Source organism: Cecembia sp., assembly GCF_007126775.1.
In the GTDB taxonomy this organism is placed as follows: domain Bacteria; phylum Bacteroidota; class Bacteroidia; order Cytophagales; family Cyclobacteriaceae; genus Cecembia.
In genome coordinates, this window is sequence record NZ_SLAP01000166.1 from 1 (window position 1) to 17,135 (window position 17,135).

13 protein-coding genes and 1 pseudogene are annotated in these 17,135 nt (G+C 40.7%); 9 read left to right on the forward strand and 5 right to left on the reverse strand.

Annotated features, from left to right (window positions below; translation table 11 throughout):
- Positions 1–66: 66 nt before the first annotated feature.
- From era to QZT73_RS10965, 4 genes and pseudogenes are all read left to right on the forward strand, one after another.
- Positions 67–972: pseudogene (gene era / locus QZT73_RS10950) on the forward strand (GTPase Era); the annotation flags it as partial.
- 12 nt (positions 973–984) lie between these two features.
- Positions 985–2,298, forward strand: a complete 1,314-nt coding sequence (der, locus tag QZT73_RS10955; protein WP_291780714.1) for a ribosome biogenesis GTPase Der — start codon at positions 985–987, stop codon at positions 2,296–2,298.
- A gap of 78 nt (positions 2,299–2,376) precedes the next feature.
- Positions 2,377–2,574 carry a hypothetical protein gene (locus tag QZT73_RS10960; RefSeq protein ID WP_291780710.1) on the forward strand — a complete coding sequence of 66 codons (198 nt, stop codon included), beginning with the start codon at positions 2,377–2,379 and terminating at the stop codon, positions 2,572–2,574.
- Positions 2,575–2,645: 71 nt separating this feature from the next.
- The gene (locus QZT73_RS10965; RefSeq protein ID WP_291780708.1) at positions 2,646–3,275 is read left to right on the forward strand and encodes a SprT-like domain-containing protein; all 630 of its coding nucleotides are present in this window, start codon (positions 2,646–2,648) and stop codon (positions 3,273–3,275) included.
- On the opposite strand, the gene scpB is transcribed toward QZT73_RS10965, so the two are convergent.
- The 4 genes from scpB to QZT73_RS10985 all read right to left on the reverse strand — a co-directional run bounded on the left by scpB (position 3,263) and on the right by QZT73_RS10985 (position 7,823).
- Complete coding sequence (gene scpB / locus QZT73_RS10970; RefSeq protein WP_291780763.1) at positions 3,263–3,832, reverse strand: SMC-Scp complex subunit ScpB; 570 nt, start codon at positions 3,830–3,832, stop codon at positions 3,263–3,265. The two genes, QZT73_RS10965 and scpB, sit on opposite strands and share 13 nt — an antisense overlap.
- Position 3,833: 1 nt before the next feature.
- Positions 3,834–4,217, reverse strand: a complete 384-nt coding sequence (locus QZT73_RS10975) for a TraR/DksA C4-type zinc finger protein (protein WP_291780704.1) — start codon at positions 4,215–4,217, stop codon at positions 3,834–3,836.
- Between the two features lie 120 nt (positions 4,218–4,337).
- Complete coding sequence (locus QZT73_RS10980) at positions 4,338–4,487, reverse strand: hypothetical protein (protein WP_291780701.1); 150 nt, start codon at positions 4,485–4,487, stop codon at positions 4,338–4,340.
- 63 nt (positions 4,488–4,550) lie between these two features.
- Positions 4,551–7,823: a lamin tail domain-containing protein gene (locus QZT73_RS10985; RefSeq protein ID WP_291788137.1), complete on the reverse strand. Its 3,273-nt coding sequence runs from the start codon at positions 7,821–7,823 to the stop codon at positions 4,551–4,553.
- Between the two features lie 247 nt (positions 7,824–8,070).
- On the opposite strand from QZT73_RS10985, the gene QZT73_RS10990 reads away from it, so the two are divergent.
- From QZT73_RS10990 to QZT73_RS11010, 5 genes are all read left to right on the forward strand, one after another.
- A complete protein-coding gene (locus QZT73_RS10990) occupies positions 8,071–9,060 on the forward strand; it encodes an aspartate-semialdehyde dehydrogenase (protein WP_291788139.1) in 990 nt (329 codons plus the stop codon).
- A gap of 175 nt (positions 9,061–9,235) precedes the next feature.
- Entirely contained in the window at positions 9,236–10,315 is a 1,080-nt protein-coding gene (locus tag QZT73_RS10995; protein WP_291788141.1) for a class I SAM-dependent methyltransferase, read from the forward strand.
- A 62-nt stretch (positions 10,316–10,377) separates the two neighbouring features.
- On the forward strand, positions 10,378–11,964 hold the full coding sequence (locus QZT73_RS11000; protein ID WP_291788143.1) for a M1 family metallopeptidase: 1,587 nt from the start codon (positions 10,378–10,380) through the stop codon (positions 11,962–11,964).
- Positions 11,961–12,782, forward strand: a complete 822-nt coding sequence (locus QZT73_RS11005) for a glycerophosphodiester phosphodiesterase family protein (protein ID WP_291788145.1) — start codon at positions 11,961–11,963, stop codon at positions 12,780–12,782. Before QZT73_RS11000 ends, QZT73_RS11005 begins: the two co-directional genes overlap by 4 nt.
- 139 nt (positions 12,783–12,921) lie before the next feature.
- The gene (locus QZT73_RS11010) at positions 12,922–14,703 is read left to right on the forward strand and encodes a glycoside hydrolase family 15 protein (RefSeq protein ID WP_291780789.1); all 1,782 of its coding nucleotides are present in this window, start codon (positions 12,922–12,924) and stop codon (positions 14,701–14,703) included.
- Positions 14,704–14,901: 198 nt separating this feature from the next.
- On the opposite strand, the gene QZT73_RS11015 is transcribed toward QZT73_RS11010, so the two are convergent.
- Positions 14,902–17,076 (reverse strand): bifunctional alpha,alpha-trehalose-phosphate synthase (UDP-forming)/trehalose-phosphatase, encoded by a 2,175-nt coding sequence (locus tag QZT73_RS11015; protein ID WP_291780792.1) that lies wholly within the window; start codon positions 17,074–17,076, stop codon positions 14,902–14,904.
- Between the last annotated feature and the right edge of the window lie 59 nt (positions 17,077–17,135).

Consider the following 17,135-nt stretch of genomic DNA (forward strand, 5'->3'; position numbering starts at 1 on the left):
CCAAAGTTTATTTGGTTAGTTTTTCCCTCCAAGCATGACCTCTGAAAAAAATCAAGTACCTTTGCACAAAAAATTGTAGTCATGACCGAAAATACACACAAAGCAGGATTTGTCAATATCATTGGAAAACCCAATGTCGGCAAGTCCACGCTTATGAATGTGCTTATCGGTGAGCGACTTTCGATCATCTCCTCCAAGGCCCAGACCACCAGACATAGGATTATGGGCATCATCAATGATGACCAATACCAAATCGTGTTTTCGGATACACCGGGTATGCTCAAACCTAAGTACGAGCTACATAAGAACATGATGAGTTTTGTCAATATGTCCCTGGAGGATGCAGATGTGATTCTTTTCGTAACCGATCTATTTGAAACCGATGAGGAAATAGAAGACGTGATTGAAAAGATGAACAAGTCAGGTGTTCCTGTACTCTTAGTCATCAACAAAATTGACCTGTCCAAGGAGAATCAATTGGAAGAAGTGACGGCTTATTGGACGCAGCGTATCCAAACAGATGCGGTGATACCAATTTCTGCTACCGAAAGTTTCAATACCGAACGCATTCTTCAGGAAATCCTGGACAGACTTCCAGTGCATCCCCCCTTTTATGATAAGGAGGAACTTACAGATAGGCCTGAGCGCTTTTTTGCATCTGAAATTGTAAGGGAGAAAATCTTTCTCAACTATAAAAAAGAAATACCTTACAGTACAGAAGTGTACATAGAGGATTTTTTAGAAGAGGAAAAAATCATTCGCATCCGTGCAGTAATTTATGTTGAACGCAATAGCCAAAAAGGCATCATCATAGGGGAAGGCGGAAAAGCATTAAAAAGAGTAGGTATGCAGGCCAGAGAAGAAATGGAAAAATTTTTCGGAAAAAAAATCTTTCTGGAAACCCATGTGAAAGTGGCTGAAAACTGGAGAAAAGATAAAATTAAGTTGAAACGATTTGGTTACGACCAATAAGAAGAGCAGATAATGGCAAATATAGTAGCAATAGTGGGTAGACCCAATGTTGGAAAATCTACCTTTTTCAATAGATTGATTGAAGAGCGCAAAGCAATAGAGGATAATGTCTCTGGCGTAACCCGAGACCGTCACTATGGACATGCCCAATGGGGAGGGAAGTTTTTTTCGGTCATTGATACTGGGGGCTATGTCATCGGTTCTGATGATGTATATGAGGCTGAAATCCGAAAACAAGTAAAATTGGCCATTGAAGAGGCGAATGTAATCCTATTGGTAGTTGATTGCCATGATGGTCTTACAGATCTGGATAAGGAATTTGCCAATGAACTGAGGAGTACTCAGAAACCCATTTATATTGTCGCCAATAAGGCAGATAGCCCAGAGAAAACCCTGCTCGCCGCAGAATTTTATGGTCTGGGCCTGGGAGATAATGATGTGTTTCCCATCGTTGCGGTAAGTGGTAGTGGTACCGGTGACCTGCTGGATGAAGTAATCAAAAATTTTCCTGACGAGGGAGAAGAAGACCCGGATGAAGGCATCCCCAAGATAGCCATTCTGGGACGTCCCAATGTGGGTAAATCCTCCTTTCTCAATGCACTTTTGGGTACAGAACGTTCTATAGTAACCAATGAAGCAGGTACCACCAGAGATGCCATACATACCCGGTACAAACTCTTTGGAAAGGATTTTATCATCACAGATACTGCCGGTATCCGTAAAAAAGCCAAAGTAAAAGAAGATATCGAGTTCTACTCTGTTATGCGATCTCTTAGAACACTGGAAGAATCGGATGTATTGATCATTATGGTGGATGCGACCCGAGGCTTGGAAGCCCAAGACATTAATCTGATCTCTTTAGGGATAAAAAACAATAAAGGTATCATGATCATGGTCAACAAATGGGACCTGATCGAGAAGGATCACAAAACCTTGGACAAAATCAAAAAGGATATGTTGGAGAAACTGGGTGAAAACCGCTGGATCCCCATTATTTTCACTTCGGTAGAGGCCAAGCAGCGGATATTTCAGGCGATTGAACTGGCAGTAAAGGTGTACGATAACAAAACAAGGAAAGTGGCCACCTCAAAACTGAATGATAAAATCCTTCCTGAAATAGAGAAATATCCCCCTCCAGCGAATAAAGGGAAATATATCAAAATTAAATATATCACCCAATTACCTACTAAGAATCCTGTATTTGCATTTTTCTGTAATCTGCCACAGTATATCAAAGAACCCTATACAAGATTCTTGGAAAACCGATTAAGGGAAAACTTTGATTTTGAGGGAGTTCCAATAAAAATCACCTATAAAAAGAAATAAAAATAAATTTCCTTATTTTACTTGTTAATTATCTGAATGGCAGTACCTTTGCACGCTTAATTTAAGAAACAAAAAATTATGAAAAAGGTATTTGCATTATTCGCTATCACTGGCATGTTGTTCGCAGCATCTTGTGGCAACAAAGCGGAAGACACAACTGAAGAAGTAGAAGTAATCATCGAAGATACTGAAGAGGCTATCGAAGATGCTGCTGAAGCGATCGAAGAAGAAGTTGAAGAGGTGGTTGAAGAAGTTGAAGAGGTAGTAGAAGGTTAATGCTAACTTCTAAAAAAAAAGAGGCTGTCCTTAATAAGGTCAGCCTTTTTTTTTATTTTGCTGGCAACAAAATGAGTCAAGAAGATCAATTTTTAAACGCCTTTAAAAAGCACCTGCCCGAAGAGGCGGTTAACTATTGTTTTCAGCTATGGAAGCAACAGCCTTTTCATTTTCACATTACCAAAAGTAGGGCATCCAAACTTGGGGACTTTCGGTATCGCAGGGATAGGAAAATACAAACCATTACGATCAATCATAACCTGAGCCCCTATCAGTTTCTGATCACTTATGTACATGAAGTGGCCCATCTTAGGGCTTTTGAAAAGTATGGATTAAAAATCAAACCGCACGGATTAGAATGGAAACAGACATTCAGGGAATTGATGCTTCCTGTACTTTCAGAAGAGATTTTCCCTAAAGATATTTATTTGGCACTAAATAGGCACATGAGAAACCCCAAGGCCAGTACAGGAGCAGATTTGATTTTGGCAAAAGTCCTGAAACCTTATGATCAGAATTTCAGTCCGGACAAAGCACTATTGATTGATCTGCCCATTGGAGAGATATTTTTCATACAAGGGAGAAGATTCAGAAAAGATCAGACCAGAAGGACCAGAGTCGTTTGTGAAGAATTATCCACGGGGAGGAAGTACCTTATCTCCGCCCATGCAGAAGTAAAGAAATCGCATCAAGATAACTGATCTTTTTCTTCTCCGATCTGATTGGTCTCTTGAGAAAAATCCTTGGGTTGTGGCAGATCACTCAGGCTATTGATGCCAAAATACTCCATGAACTTGTTGCTCGTTCCGTATAAAAGCGGCTTACCTATAGCATCAGATTTTCCTTTGATCGCCACAAGTTCTTTTTCAAGAAGTTTTTGAATAGAATAATCACAGCTAACTCCTCGGATTTGCTCTATTTCTGTTTTGGTTACTGGTTGTTTGTAGGCAATGATAGACAAAGTTTCCAGCTGCGCTGTGGACAGTCTTTTCTGGGACTGTTGTTTTAGCAAAATGGAAATACTGCTTTGGTAGGCTGGTTTTGTTAAAAACTGATACCCTCCGCCCAATTGCTCCAATGCAAAAGAAAATTCCTCTTGCTGATATTTGTCCTGCAAATCATTCAAGGCCTCTTGTATATGTTCAAAGGGTACCTCTGATTCAAACATCTCCGTTAGACATTTCTGAATTTCTTCTATGTCTAAGGGAGATGGAGAACAGAAAACCAATGCTTCTATGTGTCGATGTAAAAATTCCAATTTATTTCTTGGCAAGTTTGGCTTCAATAGAATGCATGGTATGGGGAACAGCTCTCAGTCGTTCTTTGGAAATCAGTTTCCCAGTATCTACACAGACCCCGTAAGTACCGTTTTTGATCCTAACCAAGGCATTTTCCAGATTAATGATAAATTTTTGTTGACGTGCTGCCAACTGGCTCATACTTTCTCTTTCCAACGTATCTGCTCCATCTTCAAGGAGTTTGGAAGTAGATGCTGTAAAATCTGTCCCACTGTCATTTTTTTTACTCAGCGTTTCCTTCAACATAGTGAGCTCCTCTTTGGCAATAGCCAGTTTCTTGAGGATAATTTCTTCAAATTCCTTTAACTCCTCTGGAGCGTAGGCAGTTTTTCCTTCTTGGCTCATAACAAATTCTTTTTGCGGTTTATATCCTCCAATCCTGTCCTGCGATTGAAAAGTCCCCTAAATTACGCTTACCATTTTAAAATCAAAAATAAAAAACCGCCATGCAGGCGGTTTTATAATTTAAGAAAGGTTTTCAAGTCGTTTTTGAAGTACTTTTTCGTCCATAATGAGTTTGTATTTTATACTTAAATACCTTTGAATGACCTTCAGGTTTTTTCCTTTTTGAATGAAATAAGTTTTTAGGGTTTGAGTGATCAGGTCAGGTTTCATAGGGATATAGGTTTATTTTCTCCTTTAAGATACTACAAAAGCGGGATTTAAGTTGTATTAATACTAAAAAAAAGTTCCTACAATGATCGTACTTTTAAAGGATTTAACATTCCCATCTAGATCAAAAAATTCCCCCAAAAGCACATAATGCCCTGGCCTGACTTTTCTTTCCCGAAGATCAGTGCCATCCCATAAATAAAATCCTTCTTGACCCCAAACCGCATTTTGGCAAATTTCACGTACCAAAGTCCCGTTAAGTCCATAAATACGCATATTGGCAATCATCCCAGGGACTTCCATCTTGTAGCTTATGGTTACAAAAGCATCCTGTCCAGGACTCTCGGGATTAAAAACTTTAGGATAGATCTCTATGCCAAAGCCTTCCTGACCTTCAAAAACCTGAGAATTTCTGGTACCGGGGGTGGCAAAACCTATGGAAGCAGCTGCAGACTGCCAATTGTTTGGGTCATCCACAGGAGCAGTAGGCGAAAGGCGTTCGAGAGAAACCCCACGCCTGTCCCTCAATAAAGGATGGTGCATGCGCTCATGATAACTGAAAATTTCCATTAGATTTTCATCAGGGTTCAATAGTACCACATTGCCACTAGCAATGGGATAACTTGGCAGGGTATTCAGAAGGATGAATCTGTCTGGCTTCCCCTTTGGATATTCCTGATAAAGTTTTTCCACGTCGGTCGTAAAAACCAAATGGCTGAAGGGCTCTAGAATGTAGTCTTCTGTAAAAAGTATCCTCCTATTGGCAACCTCAGCTGTTGAATTCAGATTGGCCAGTTTCCAGTCCCTTAGATTAATGAATTTTCCTGACCTGTTATATATTTCTACAAATTTCGGTGCCTGTAATCTGGCATTGAAGAGCACTTCATTGATCACAATGTCCCCTTCGGCTGCTTCACTAGGCCGGGCCATCCATGCCAACTGGTTTTTATCGTAAAGATTTCCACTACAATCCCGAAGGTTGTTGATTTTTACCTCATACCTGGTACCCTCTTTGAGCTCCTCCTCAAAGTCTAAAATAAGCTGATTGGGTGCTGGGCCTAACTCCACTTTGCGTAGGCTAATTGAAGGTTTAAATGACAGGGATACGCTTTGAAGATTGGTATTCAGGATTTTGGAAAAATGCAAGATGGCCCGCCGCTCACCGACCCAAATGCCCTTCAAAAACTTTGGTGGGCTTAAATCAGGGCTGGTTTCATATACAGAGTTTTGTTTCCCCGGAGTACCCCTTTTTTCATTCCTTGACGTTTTCAGGTTTTCTGGTAAGTGACATATCAAATAAGGATTTATAATTTCCAAACTATAACCTCCCCTTGCAAAATCTGTCCCACCAAAGGAAGTGCTGGTGTAATTCAAGCTGTCCAATACCATGCCATCACTGTCAAAAAGCTTTACCTGATCAGCAGTATTCAGTAAGGTGGGCCAGTTACTCAAGCCCAATACCTCTCCATATTTTTCAAATTCCCCAGCCCTGGTCCTCGGACATAAGATGAGATAGGATTGAGGACCAAGCACCGCTGAAGGCAAGGTAGTTACCCTCCGAGAATTGGCCAACTGCATACCACCTAGATAGATGTTGTTATCTGTAGGATTGTAAAGTTCTACATATTCTACATTAGGGAGACTATTACCTGGTCTTGGTGCAGGCATCAACTCATTGACTACAATGGATTTGAAACTTAGCGTGGCTTCCTTTTCGAAAATAAATTCAAAATCATAGTTTTCCCCTAAGTTGCCACTCAGGTCACTGGCTTTGGTAATATGCAAGGTATAAGTCTTGCCTACTTCAAATTCGCTTGGAAAAGTAAGGATAACCTGACTGTCATTTTTTTGGAGCAGAATGTTACTAGGAGAAATACCCCCAACTTGATACATATCCGGCAGTAAAGCATAAATAGGGTCCAGCGGTTCAGAAAATATCACCAGTATTTTATCTGACTCAAGAGGAGCCACTTTAACGATTTCGGGTGGGGTTCTGTCCCAGAAAAAATCCCTTTTAGAAGCATGTATCGGCAGTCCCCGAATACTTTTTCTTGCAGGAAGTAATAAGCTGAAAATAGGACCTTCTTCAAATGGGCTTTCTGACTTTAAGCGGATCTGAAAAGCATTGGGGAAAGTTGGAATGAATGTGATTTCGGGATATTCCAGTACCTGAAAATCTGCTGTAGAAAAACTGTTAAAATCCAGTGGAATGAAAGAAAATATCTCCAATTGCTCCTGATCGGAGAGGAATAATTGTTCAATGCGGTCCTCATACCGAAATATTTTTGAAAGCGTGCCGGATTGGACTTCGCCTAGGTGATTTTTGATTTCTTTGGCCTCCAACCTGAGCCATTGATCCAGCTCAAATTCCCGTTCAAAAATTAAATCTATTTGGTAGCGGTTTTCATTTACCGCAATGTCAATAGGCTGTTGGCTATTGACCAGGAAATGGGAACTCCTACTCACAGAAGCTTCTTCGAAGATATGACTGAAACTAAGTCTTAATATATGGGGAGCTGTAAGCAATACTTCTCCCAACTGAATCTGCCTGTTGTCCAAACCAATACTTGTAAATGGGGTCAAAATACCCTTTTTATCCTGAAGATTGAAAATGTTGATTGGGAGTATTTCGTTAGGAATTAATTCGGGAGATTCCAGTACCAAAAGGGTGTCCGATGGAAAAGATAAAGTCAATCCCCTTAAATAGCCTGCTTCTATCTGTCCGATAAGGGGAGGAGCGATAGCCTTGTCCAAGTGCATGGCAATCCTAAAGGGATCTAGTAAAAAAGCTTTTTTTATCTTAATGGGGTCTACTACCTCATCCCCATCAAAAATCCCAAAATCATCCATAAAAAATCTGGCGCCTGAACCAGAACCCCCGCCCAAACCCACTTCAATTTTGACAAAAACCTCTTCTTCCATTCGGTAAGCTTCGGGAATGGGAAGTTCTATGAGTTGGAATTCTGTATCCTGATTAGGAAAAGAGAAATCCTCTCCCAACTCATAGGAGTATTTAAAATCCTCAAATCCTGAATTGGAAAAGTAGATACTGACCAAAGCAGATCGGGTTCCTGAGCCATTTCTTTTGGTTTTTGCAAAAAAGGCAATCTTGGCTTGCGTATAATTTACAGGGTCGACTTTGGTGTAAATTTCTCCAGTAAAAGAACTGATAGCTTGCACTGCAAGGGCCCGGCTTCCATTCCTACCTTCTTGGTTGGCCTGAAAAATCCTTGAAGCTGTTGCCCTCACCTCGTTGCCGGACCAATTGGGCAAAAAGGTTTCAGGGTGATTGACTACAAGAAAATCCCTTTCAAAATCCTGAACTTGTGCCCAAATCATACTTTGCCGGAAAAAAAGCAAGCAGGACGCCACATAAAAACACCTTATTAAGCAAAAAGTATCCATATTTTGAAAATATAGAATTCTTCACAGATGAAAGAACTTTATCCGTGTATCTAAATAAATTTTAATTGTTCTTAAAAAAGGAGGCTTAATTTTGAAAATTAAGTAATTATAAGCTCGGGGACTGTCTTTTTTGGGAATTCTTCTTTTACCTTTGCGGTTCATAAAAAAACGCCAAATAAAAATGAAACTAGCCGTTGTAGGAGCTACCGGATTGGTAGGCTCAGAAATCCTAGAAGTGCTGGATGAGCACAATTTTCCATTTAATGAATTACTCTTAGTGGCCAGTGAAAGGTCCGCAGGGAAGAAGATGACATTTAAGGGTAAGGAGTATACGGTAATGGGATTGAAACAGGCTGTTTCTGAGAAGCCGGATATTGCTATTTTTTCTGCCGGTGGCAGTACCTCTCTGGAATGGGCGCCGCAGTTTGCTGCAGTTGGAACCATCGTTATTGACAATTCTTCCGCCTGGAGAATGGACCCTACCAAGAAATTGATTGTACCGGAAATCAATGCCAAGGACCTCAGAATTGATGATAGGATCATTGCCAACCCCAATTGCTCTACCATCCAAATGGTAGTTGCATTGAACCTGCTACACAAAAGATACGGTATAAAAAGGATTGTTGTGTCTACTTATCAGTCAGTAACCGGAACTGGAAAAGCAGCAGTGGACCAAATGATGGCAGAAAGAAATGGACAGCCTGTAGAGATGGTTTATCCTCATAAAATAGATATGAATGTACTTCCTCATATTGATGTTTTCCAGCCCAATGGTTATACCAAAGAGGAAATGAAAATGATTAATGAGACCAAGAAAATTTTTGGAGATGATAACATACAGGTTACGGCTACTACTGTTAGAATCCCCACCATGGGAGGACATTCTGAGGCAGTCAATGTAGAGTTCCACAGGGATTTCGATTTGAAAGAAGTAAAAGAGATTTTGGCCAAAACCCCAGGAGTGGCCATTCAAGATGACCCCGTCAATAATGTATACCCCATGCCTTTGACAGCGCATAAGAAAGATGAAGTATTTGTTGGTAGGCTGAGGAGGGATGAATCGCAGCCCAATACATTGAACATGTGGGTAGTGGCCGATAATCTAAGAAAAGGAGCAGCTACCAATGCGGTTCAGATTGCTGAATACCTGAGCGCGCACAGTATGGTCTGAAAAATATTATGCGATGGCTGTTTAAGCCATCGCAATTTTTATTCATTTGAAAAGGGGCGACTTGGAGATTTCAATCATTTACACGGAAAAAGTAAAAAAATTCATCCAGGAATATCTGTATGAGAAAGACCCGTTTAAGCTTTTTTTAAAACTTCAAAGCAAAGTTGATTTCGACTTGAAACTTGCAGTTAATCAATTGACTTCCCGCCAAAAAAGCCTTAAGAAACTCCCCAACTGGGCCAATAATCTGTCACTGTTTTTTCCTGTCAACCTTTCTGTGGAACAGGCTTCTTCTGAGGAAACCGCCAGTTTTAAAGCAGAATTGATAGAAGGAAAATCTATGATGGACCTGACCGGTGTCTCTGGGATAGATACTTTTCACATGGGTGCTCATTTCAAATCGGTAAGTTATTGTGAGCGGGATAAAGATTTGGTGGATATTTTTAGGTATAACATGGATGTCTTGGGCATGTCCCATTTCAAGACTTATCATGGAGATGGGCTGGCAATACTCGCTGGATCCTCGGAGCAATTTGACCTTATATATGTAGACCCGGCCAGAAGGGGTGCCCAAAATCAAAAATTGTATAATTTGGCTGACTGCGAACCGGATGTTTCTACCCATTGGCAATTCCTGAAAACCAAAGCCAAAAGTATTTTGATCAAAGTATCACCCATGTTGGACCTCAAGAAGGCACTGACTGAATTGCCCGATATCCGGGAGGTTTGGGTATTGTCTGTTAAGAATGAGGTGAAGGAGGTACTTTTACTTTGGAAAAGAGATCAAAATTTGCCGGAGCCCCGAATCCATTGTGTAGATTTGGGAACTGCCGGAAGAAAGGAATTCACTTTTTCTTTTCAAGAGGAGGTTGCTGCTCTCAGTGCTTTTTCACCGGTAAAATCCTATATCATTGAACCCATGGCCAGTATTATGAAAGCAGGGGCATTCCACCTTTTTGGTCAGCAATACGGATTGGAAAAACTACATGCCAATAGCCACCTTTATACTACTGATATCTACCTGGAGGAAATTCCAGGAAGGTTTTTTAAAGTGATCAGGGAATTCCAACAGCCCAAAAAAGAAATTAAAACCACTTTCCCCTCAGGGAAAGTGAATGTGATTGCCAGAAATTTCGCACTTTCGGCAGAGGAGATAAAAAAGAAATTCAAACTCAAAGATGGAGGAGAGGATTTCTTGATTTGGACCAAAGTGGGTGACAATTTCAAGGTTTTTCATGCTCGAAAATTGATCTAAAGATATACCTGGAATGCAGGAAATGCTTATCTTTTCCACTGATTCATGATGTCGCTTTCAAAATGAAAAAAATACTACTTCTATTTTGTGCCTTACTTATCTCTTTTCAGGGCTTTGCCCAAATCCAAAAAAACTGGGCTTGGGGAGGTCCTTTGGATCCATTACAAGGGAAGTACCGGGTAATGCATTACCAGTTGGAACTGGAATTGTTCCCGGAATCCCAGGAAATTCATGGGAAAAACAAAATATCTTTTGAATCAGAGGAAAAACTGGATACAATTCGGCTGAATCTAATCGAAGAATACCGGGTGGAAAAAGTAATTATGGACGGTCAGGAGATCAATTTCCGGCATTTTGGAGACACACTGGACATTTATCCCATTGACTGCACATGTGAGGAAGTGGAGGTGTATTATGGAGGAAAGACGCCGATTGCCATCCGACCACCATGGACAGGTGGTTTTACTTGGGAAGTGGACGAGCTGGGTAACCATTGGATGGGCCTTTCATCCCAAAATGAAGGGGCCAAAATATTTATGCCCTGTTTGGACCATCCATCCAGTGAGCCTTTAAATGGGGTGGACCTGATTTTTACTGCACCCCAACCTTATTTTGTGGCCTCCAATGGCAGGTTGGTAGGCAGTAGGGAGTCGGATGGTAAAGTCAGCTACCACTGGACCACCCAATACCCCATCAACAATTATAATATCAACTTTACTTTGGGGATATTCCATGAGGAATCCATTGTTTTTGAAAGTATAGATGGGAAAGAAATCCCTATGTTTGTCTGGGTCTTACAGCAAAACAAGGATCAAGCCTTGCCTCTTTTGGACGTACTGAAAACCTCAGCATCCACCCATGAAAATTATTTTGGCCCTTATCCATTTTCAAATGACAAGATCGCTGTGGTAGAAACTCCCTACCTGGGGATGGAACACCAGACCATCAATGCATATGGAAATAATTTTCAGTTTGAAAAAATCGGAGACGTTACTGCTGATTGGTTGCTTCATCATGAGTTGGGCCATGAATGGTTTGGTAACAAAGTATCCGTTAAAGATTGGGCAGATTTTTGGATTCACGAGGGCTTAACGGCTTATGGAGATTGGCTGTTTTACCTGAAACATGCGGGAGAAGAAGCTTACTTTGAAAAAGTGGCCAGCGTCAAGGCAAATATCAGAAATCTAAGACCGGTAGTCTCGTCTAGAAATTCTACTTCAGATTTTGCCTATCATCCGGAAATTTACACCAAAGGTGCTTTTATTATCCATTCGCTGCGCTATCATATAGGTGATGAATTATTTTTCCCCATGCTAAAGGCCTTTGCATCTGATGAGCGCTTTATCTATGAAAATTTGGTTGAAACCAAGGATTTCACAGGTTTTGTACAAGACTATACAGGACTGGATTTACAGGGCTTTTTCGACCTTTATCTCAAATCTGTTCGTTTACCCGAGGTGAAAATGCGTAAGAAAGGCAGGAAAGGATACCAGGTGAGTCTGCCCAACATTTCCTTCCAAATGCCCATAGAAATCAAAACATCCAACGGTTATGAGCGGCATGTGCTCTCCTCAAAACCTGTTTTGGTAAAAAGTGAAGGGCCAATCGAAATAGATCCCAGGGGTTGGTATTTGTTGTCAAAAAAATGAACAAAAATAAATTGATCCTCCGGATTCCTTTTATCAGCCTTTTTTGCCTGTTGCTTACGGGTCTTCAGGCCCAAAGCCTGCGAGCGCTCTTGGAGGAAGGGAAAACCTTGGTGTTTGCCCATAGAGGAGCAGTCAATCCCGAAATCCCTGAAAATAGCATGAAGGGCATGAAGCAGGCCTTGGATTCAGGGATGTATATGTTAGAGATCGACATCATGGAGAGCCAAGATGGTATTTTGTACCTGCTTCATGACAGGACTTTGGACAGGACAACTTTTGGCACTGGAAATATTTCTGATTGGAGCAGCAAGGATTTGGATAATTTGGGTTTAAAAGGTACAGAGGAGCAACTTCCTCGCTTTGCTGACTTTCTAGCGGAGGCAGCCCAAAATGGACTTTTTTTGATGCTGGATGTAAAAAATGCTCCGCTTGACAAGGTATTGAACTTGGTGGAAGCGGCGGACATGCTGGATAGGATTTTACTTCTCACTTTTTCCCTGGAGCGGGCACAGGAAGCCTTCGCACTAAACCACCGGTTTTTGGTCTCAGTGCTGGTCAAAGAAGAGGAGGAATTTGACGAGTACCTATGTAAAAGCAATGACCCTTATCAGTTGGCTGTTTACCTCAACAAAGACGCTGATCTAATGCTTTATGATCGCGCCAAAAAATTGGGTTTGCCCATCATTACGGACGTAATGGGAAATATTGATCGTCAGGGAATGGATGACCCCACTATTTATAGGGAATTTGTACAAAAAAGAAATCCTGATATAGTAGTGAGTGATTATCCTGTTATTTTAAAGCATGTATTACATTGACCAGGTTTGATTCTTGAAAAGAATTTGGAAAAAAGTTAAAGAGGAATAATATTCATAAACTTTGGATTAGAGAGTTGATTATGTTTTTTTTGTTTTCAACCCAGTAGCCACTTTTTCTCAAACCTAAAAAAGTATCTTAATGGAAAAACATATTTATGACTCTGGGCTGATTGGTAACTGTTCTTATATTGCCCATGTTGAAAAGAACACGAATATCTCTTGGCTTTGCTTTCCGCGATTTGATTCAGATTTTATTTTTGGAGGGATGCTTGATAGGGAGAAAGGTGGTCAGTTTACCATTTTTCCGGAGGCAAAGGACTTTGAATCCACTCAGGCCTATGTTGAAAACACCAATATCCTGGAAACATTCATCAGTGCTGAAGACTACAGCTATAAAGTCACTGATTTTGCCCCGCGGTTTAAGAATTATGACCGGTATTTCAAACCATTAATGCTGGTTAGGATAATCGAACCACTTACCGGAGCACCGAGAATAAAAATTTCCTGCAAACCTGTCAGGGAAAGAGGCAACAAAAACCTTGTCCCCAGTATTGGAAGCAACCATATTCGCTATATGGGAGAGGGGCAGGAAATCAGACTGTCTACCAATGCGGCCCTGAGTTATGTGGTGGAGGAAAAGTATTTTGTGCTTCAAAGGCCTATTTATCTCGTGTTCACTTATGGAAGACCTTTAGAAGCGCCAATTGAGTCAACCTGTGATCGGTTTCTTCGAGCCACTACAGAATATTGGCAATCTTGGGTCAAATCCACCAGTATTTCAACTTTTCATCAGCGCTTGGTTCTCAGGTCTGCACTGATTTTAAAAATACATCAATATGAAGATACAGGAGCAATAATAGCAGCTTCCACGACTTCTCTTCCCGAATCACCGGGGTCTACCAGGAATTGGGACTATCGTTACTGTTGGATTAGAGATAGCTATTACACGCTAACTTCCTTCAACAGTATAGGGCACTTTGAAGAATTGGAAAAATATTTTGAGTTCATTCAAAATCTACCCACAGGTGTGGGAGGCAGGTATCAGCCATTGTATTCTATTACTGGCGAAAGCCTGCTTATCGAGGAAATATTGCCTTTGGAAGGATATTTGGGAAATAAGCCTGTTCGATTCGGAAATCAGGCTTACACACATATTCAAAACGATTTATATGGACAGGTATTGGTTTCTTTATTGCCTTTGTATTCAGATCAGCGCTTTACATCGAAGGAACGCAGCTATTCAGAACCCATGATTATGAATCTTTTGGATAAGATCGAGCAAACAATGCATGAAAAAGATGCAGGACTGTGGGAGTTCAGAAATCTCGCACAGGAACATTGCTATACCTTCCTCTTTCATTGGGCAGGATCTCTGGCAGCTGCTAAAATTGGTAAACGCCTCAAGAATGATGAGATGTACCAAAAGGCCATGTACCTCAAAGATGAGGCGGTCAAAAAAATAGAAGCCTGTTATCTTCCGGACAGAAAAGCTTATGCCCAGGCCATAGGAGTTAACCATATGGATGCTTCGACTTTGCAATTGATTACTATGGGGTATTTTGGAGATGACGTTGAGCGTGCGAATAATCACCTCAAAGAATTGGAAAAGGAACTTTTATCAAAAGGATATTTATTTTTCCGATACAAGCATATGGATGATTTTGGAGTTCCTGACACTACATTTTTGATTTGTGCCTTTTGGTATATCGAAGCCTTGGCTTGTGTCAACAGGCTGGAAGAGGCCGTAGAAGGTTTTGAGACCTTGATCAAATATGCTAACCATCTTAACCTCTTTTCGGAGGATGTAGACCAAAAAACGGGAAGTCAGTGGGGCAATTTCCCTCAAGCCTATTCTCATGTAGGATTAATGAATGCTGCGTTTAGAATTGGGAAAAAACTCGACCGTCCCAACTTTCTTTAAAAATGAGGCTGTCTCATAAGTGAAAATTCCAAAATTTTATTTGGGGCTAGATTTAACTAATCTTCACGTCTTTGTTCTTTTGTAGCATTTTTGGACAATTTTAGGCACAAAGATTCTGAGTCACAAAAAGCCTAATTGTAAAAGAGATGCTTTATTTGGAAATTAAATTTGGAAGACGATTTATGAGACAGCCTCTTCTTACTCCATCAGTTTTTTAAGTAATTCCCGAACTTCTCGGAAGGATTTTATATTGTAATTGGCTTGTGTAAATGCGTACCCTACCCTGATAGAATAGGCACTTTTTGGCATGGCCTTGAATGTATCCTCGTCTGTCCAATCATCTCCGATAGCCAATACGAAGTCATATTCATTGCCTTTCATCATTGCTACTGCGGCCCTCCCTTTGTTGATATCAGGCCTTTTTATTTCCAGTACCATGTTTCCTTCCAAAACCTGCAGGTTATGACCTCGGGCCATGTATTTAAGGTGGGAGAAGAGCTCCCGCATTCTGAGATCTCCCAAACCTGTTTGCACCTTTCTATAGTGCCATACTAGGGAGTGGTGTTTTTCCTCGATAAATGCGCCAGGAGTCCTTAGTACATAATACTCCATGATTTCCCTGATATCACTTTTCCAACTATCATCCACTTCAGCGTATAGTTGCCACCCATCTTTGGAAGCTTTCCGCTTAACCCAAACCCCATGCTCGGCTATCATATCAATTGATTGCCCCTTAAACCATTTGCCCAATGTATCCTTGTCTCTACCTGAAATGATAACCACTTGGGCTTTTGTACTTAATCCTTTTATAATGGATTTTAACTCAGCATCGGGCAATGCTTCTTCTGGGTTGGCTTTGAAACCGGTAAGGGTACCATCGTAATCCAAGAAAAGCACAGGATTTTTGGCGGACTTGAATTTTTGTTCCATCTCACGGACCACCTTGTTGTCAATCTCTTTTGATATCAGTTCAGCCTGCTTGTTCTTGACATGGTCCAACCGATCGGTAAAAACCTTTACCCATTGAAAAATGTCATACTTCTTGAGGTTGTATTGCATGGATACCATCCTTGCTTTCTGCTCTTCCGGCTTCATGGTCAATGATTGGTAAATCGCATCCATCACTGACTTTTGATCATTGGGGTTGACTAAAACTGCTTCCTGCAGTTCTTTGGAGGCACCTGCCATTTCCGAAAGGATCAATACGCCGGATTGGTCAGTTTTACTTGCCACATACTCTTTACAAACCAAATTCATCCCGTCCCGCAGTGGAGTCACCAAGGCGATATCCGACATGCTATAGAAAGCACTCAATTCATCAAAAGGAAAGCCTCTATAAAAATAATGTATCGGAACCCAATTAAGGGTTGAATATTCTGCATTTACCCTACCTACTAATAAATCAATTTCCTCCCTCAATTCTTTATAAGATTGTACTTTATCCCTGCTGGGGACGACAATCATGATCATTGATATTTTCCCGTGCAATTCCTTATGGTTTTTCAAAAGCTCATGAAAAACGTGAATCCTCTGAGGAATACCTTTGGAATAATCTAATCTATCTATGGTCAGGATCAATTTAGAATCGCCAACTTGGGTTCTAAATTTTTTGACAATATTTTGGGTTTTTCTACTTTTTGCCTGTTTCTCAAATTTCCCGTAGTCAATACCCATTGGAAAGGAATCCACATTGATTATCCTATTCTCTGCTTGAATATAGCCACTCTCCGAGGACAGGCCAGTTATCCTACCTACGGCACTCAGAAAGTGCCGCATATCATCATAAGTGTGAAATCCAATCAAGTCAGAACCACAGATCCCCTCTAGTAATTCTTTCCTCCAAGGGATCATTCGGATTATCTCATAGGAGGGAAAAGGAATATGTTGAAAAAATGCGATCGTAGCATTGGGTAGTTCGTCCCTCAGTAATTTGGGTAATAGCAGAAGTTGGTAGTCATGTACCCAAATGGTATCATCTGGATCTGCTTTTTTTAGAATGGCTTCACAAAATAATTGATTTACCCGCTTATAGGCTTCCCAATGCTTAGCATTATAAACCATGTATTGCGTGAAATAATGGAATGCTGGCCACAAGGTTTCATTACTGAAGCCTTCATAAAACTCTTCCACGTCTTTTTTTGTAAGAAAAACGGGAGCCATTTTCAATTCATGCAATTCTAAGATAATTTCTGCCCGTTGTTCCGGATCTTCAACGGTGTTTCCAGGCCAACCAATCCAAATATTCTCGCCGGATTTATAAATGGATCCAAGCCCGGTAGCCAATCCGCCTGCTGAGGGTTTAAATTCAAATCGGCCATTTCTATGTCTTAATGAAATCGGAAGTCTGTTAGAAACAATGATGGTTTTTGCCATGATTGGGTTTTTATGAGCAATAAATTAAATATCGGAAATAAAAAGTGACGATTAAATAT

Coding starts and splice junctions, on each gene's coding strand:
- QZT73_RS11010 (WP_291780789.1), top strand. CDS start 12,922: ATGGAAAAACATATTTATGACTCTGGGCTGATTGGTAACTGTTCTTAT.
- QZT73_RS10985 (WP_291788137.1), bottom strand. CDS start 7,823: ATGATTTGGGCACAAGTTCAGGATTTTGAAAGGGATTTTCTTGTAGTC.
- QZT73_RS10960 (WP_291780710.1), top strand. CDS start 2,377: ATGAAAAAGGTATTTGCATTATTCGCTATCACTGGCATGTTGTTCGCA.
- QZT73_RS10990 (WP_291788139.1), top strand. CDS start 8,071: ATGAAACTAGCCGTTGTAGGAGCTACCGGATTGGTAGGCTCAGAAATC.
- QZT73_RS10965 (WP_291780708.1), top strand. CDS start 2,646: ATGAGTCAAGAAGATCAATTTTTAAACGCCTTTAAAAAGCACCTGCCC.
- QZT73_RS11005 (WP_291788145.1), top strand. CDS start 11,961: ATGAACAAAAATAAATTGATCCTCCGGATTCCTTTTATCAGCCTTTTT.
- der (WP_291780714.1), top strand. CDS start 985: ATGGCAAATATAGTAGCAATAGTGGGTAGACCCAATGTTGGAAAATCT.
- QZT73_RS10980 (WP_291780701.1), bottom strand. CDS start 4,487: ATGAAACCTGACCTGATCACTCAAACCCTAAAAACTTATTTCATTCAA.
- QZT73_RS10975 (WP_291780704.1), bottom strand. CDS start 4,217: ATGAGCCAAGAAGGAAAAACTGCCTACGCTCCAGAGGAGTTAAAGGAA.
- QZT73_RS11015 (WP_291780792.1), bottom strand. CDS start 17,076: ATGGCAAAAACCATCATTGTTTCTAACAGACTTCCGATTTCATTAAGA.
- QZT73_RS11000 (WP_291788143.1), top strand. CDS start 10,378: ATGAAAAAAATACTACTTCTATTTTGTGCCTTACTTATCTCTTTTCAG.